The sequence below is a fragment of the Leisingera sp. genome (genome assembly GCF_034669605.1).
Lineage (GTDB): Bacteria > Pseudomonadota > Alphaproteobacteria > Rhodobacterales > Rhodobacteraceae > Leisingera.
In genome coordinates this window covers 1-2,413 of sequence record NZ_JAXMOX010000355.1, presented here as the reverse complement: position 1 = coordinate 2,413, position 2,413 = coordinate 1, and the positions used below count along the sequence as shown (strand labels likewise).

Annotated in this window: 4 protein-coding genes; 3 read left to right on the top strand and 1 reads right to left on the bottom strand. The window is 63.5% G+C overall.

Features of this window, described 5'->3' with window-relative positions:
• A partial coding sequence (locus VOI29_RS24120) for a DUF1674 domain-containing protein (RefSeq protein ID WP_323784387.1) occupies positions 1-134 on the top strand: 134 nt, incomplete at its 5' end.
• Between the two features lie 81 nt (positions 135-215).
• On the opposite strand, the gene dapB is transcribed toward VOI29_RS24120, so the two are convergent.
• Positions 216-1,025 (bottom strand): 4-hydroxy-tetrahydrodipicolinate reductase, encoded by an 810-nt coding sequence (gene dapB / locus VOI29_RS24115; RefSeq protein ID WP_323784386.1) that lies wholly within the window; start codon positions 1,023-1,025, stop codon positions 216-218.
• Between the two features lie 86 nt (positions 1,026-1,111).
• Here dapB and rbfA point away from each other — a divergent pair, with 86 nt between their 5' ends.
• Together rbfA and VOI29_RS24105 are read left to right on the top strand one after the other, a co-directional pair.
• Positions 1,112-1,507, top strand: coding sequence for a 30S ribosome-binding factor RbfA (gene rbfA / locus VOI29_RS24110; RefSeq protein ID WP_323784384.1), 396 nt, complete (start codon positions 1,112-1,114; stop codon positions 1,505-1,507).
• Positions 1,504-2,244, top strand: a complete 741-nt coding sequence (locus tag VOI29_RS24105; protein WP_323784382.1) for a phosphodiester glycosidase family protein — start codon at positions 1,504-1,506, stop codon at positions 2,242-2,244. Before rbfA ends, VOI29_RS24105 begins: the two co-directional genes overlap by 4 nt.
• Positions 2,245-2,413 lie beyond the last annotated feature (169 nt).

The window sequence follows — 2,413 nt, the reverse complement described above, 5'->3', positions numbered from 1 at the left end:
TGGCCGAGGCCGAGGAACGCCGCAAGGCCGCTGAAGCGCAGAGCCCGCCCCCCAAGGAACTGGGCGGCCGCGAGGGCCCCGACCCAGCCCGTTACGGCGACTGGGAGAAGAAAGGCATCGCCGTCGGTTTCTGAGCGGCGTTGAGAAAGCTTTGGCTTCTCTTTTGCAAACTGCTCTTGCCGGAGGCAGCGGCCCGCAAGGGCCGCTTTTTCGCGTCAAAGTCCCAGCACATCCACCATGTCATACTGGCCGGGCTCTTTGCCTTGCCCCCACAGGGCGGCTTTCAGCGCGCCGCGGGCAAAGATTGCGCGGTCGCTGGCCAGATGGCGCAGCACAATGCGCTCACCAGCTGCTGCAAACAGCACGTCATGCTCGCCCACAATGTCGCCGCCGCGGATTGCGGTGAATCCGATATCGCCGCGTTTGCGAGCGCCGGTAATGCCATCACGGCCGGAATCACGCACATCCGCCAGTTTCACGCCGCGCCCTTCCGCGGCGGCTTCCCCTAGCATCAGCGCGGTGCCCGAGGGCGCATCCACCTTGTGGTGGTGATGCGCTTCAACCACCTCGATATCGAAATCTTCGTCCAATGCCGCGGCGACCTTCTTGGTCAGCTGAACCAGAAGGTTCACCCCAAGGCTCATGTTGCCAGCCCGCACAATCACCGCGTGGCGCGAGGCCGGTTCCAGCTGGGAAATCTGCTCATCGCTCATACCTGTCGTACCGATCACATGCACCGCGCGGGCTTGGGCTGCCAGTTTGGAAAAATTCAGCGTTGCCTCCGGCGACGTGAAATCAATCACCGCTTGCGCTTTGGAAAATGCCTCCAGCGCATCCGTCGTCACGGTAACGCCAACAGGCGCCCCGCCCATTGCTTCGCCCACATCGCGGCCGGCCCATGCGTGGCCGTCGCGCTCCACCGCGCCCGCCAGTGTGGCCTGATCGCTTTCCAGCACCGTCTTAATCAGCATCTGCCCCATGCGGCCCGATGCGCCGGCAATCACGATCCCTGGTTTGTGAGTCATTGAACAATTCCCCTATTCAAGCTGGATTTGTCCTACATCGCCGGGCAGCGCTTGGCAAAGCCCGCAATCCGGCATAGATCGGAAATATGGCAAAGAACAAATTCCACGACGGCCCCGGGCCCTCCCAGCGCCAGCTTCGCGTCGGCGAACTGATCCGTCGCTCCCTCTCCGAGGTGCTGGCGCGCGGCGATGTGCATGACCCGGATCTGAACCGCATGTCGATCACCGTGGGCGAGGTGCGCACCTCGCCGGACCGGAAAATCGCCACTGCCTTTGTGCTGCCTTTGGGCGGCAAGGGACAGGAGGATGTGCTGAAGCTCCTCGCCCGGAACAAGGGGGAGCTGCGCCGCGCGGTCGGCAAAAAACTGGGACTGAAGTTCGCCCCGGATCTACGCTTCCGGCTGGATGAAACGTTTGATCAGATGGACGAGACCCGCCGGATGCTGTCCCAGGACGCGGTGCGCCGCGACACGGAAGAGTGATCCGCAAGGCCGCCTTGCTGCTGGCCGCGCTCTGGGCCGCTCCGGCCGTCAGTGCGGTGGAATGCAGCGATGCGGCCTATAAAGGCAACCGGTATTCGATCTGCGAAGTAGATGCGTCAGAGGAGCAGCTGCGGCTGTTCCTGCGTGATGGCGACGGGCAGGTCTACGGGCATTTCTCTTCTCTGGACACAGCACTGGCAGAGGAGGGCAAGGCGCTGGCCTTTGCCACCAATGCCGGGATGTATCACAGCGACCGGTCTCCCGTAGGCCTCTATGTCGAGGACGGCGCCAAGGAAATGCGGCTGGTAACCAATGCAGGCCCGGGCAACTTCGGCCTGCTGCCCAATGGCGTGTTTTGCATCCGCGAGGCCCGGGCTGATGTATTCGAAACATTGGCTTTTGCCGAAGCCGCCCCCGCCTGCACCTACGCCACCCAATCCGGGCCGATGCTGGTGATCGATGGAGAGCTGCACCCGCGCTTCCTGCCCGATTCGGACAGCTATTATGTAAGGAACGGGGTCGGAACCTCAGCCGATGGCCGCCGTGCGGTCTTTGCCATCTCGCGCAATGCGGTGACGTTTCACCAGTTCGGCAGCCTCTTCCGGGATTACCTTAAGCTGCCCAATGCGCTGTATTTCGACGGCAATATCTCGCGCCTCTATGCCCCCGAGATCGGGCGCACGGATGGCGGGCGGCGGATGGGCCCCGTGGTCGGCGTGGTCGGCGCGGCGCCGTGACGCGGGGCCGTGGTTCGGCCTGAGGGCAGTTTCATCTTTGGCGTGGCGGTGTGGCTGGCCTGTTTCAGGGTCTGATCGGCCGCGCCTGTGTCAAATCCCGGTGGTCGCCGCATCCGGGCATCGAGCCCGGCTGCGACGATGCCTCCGGCGGGGATATTTTTGGAAAGAT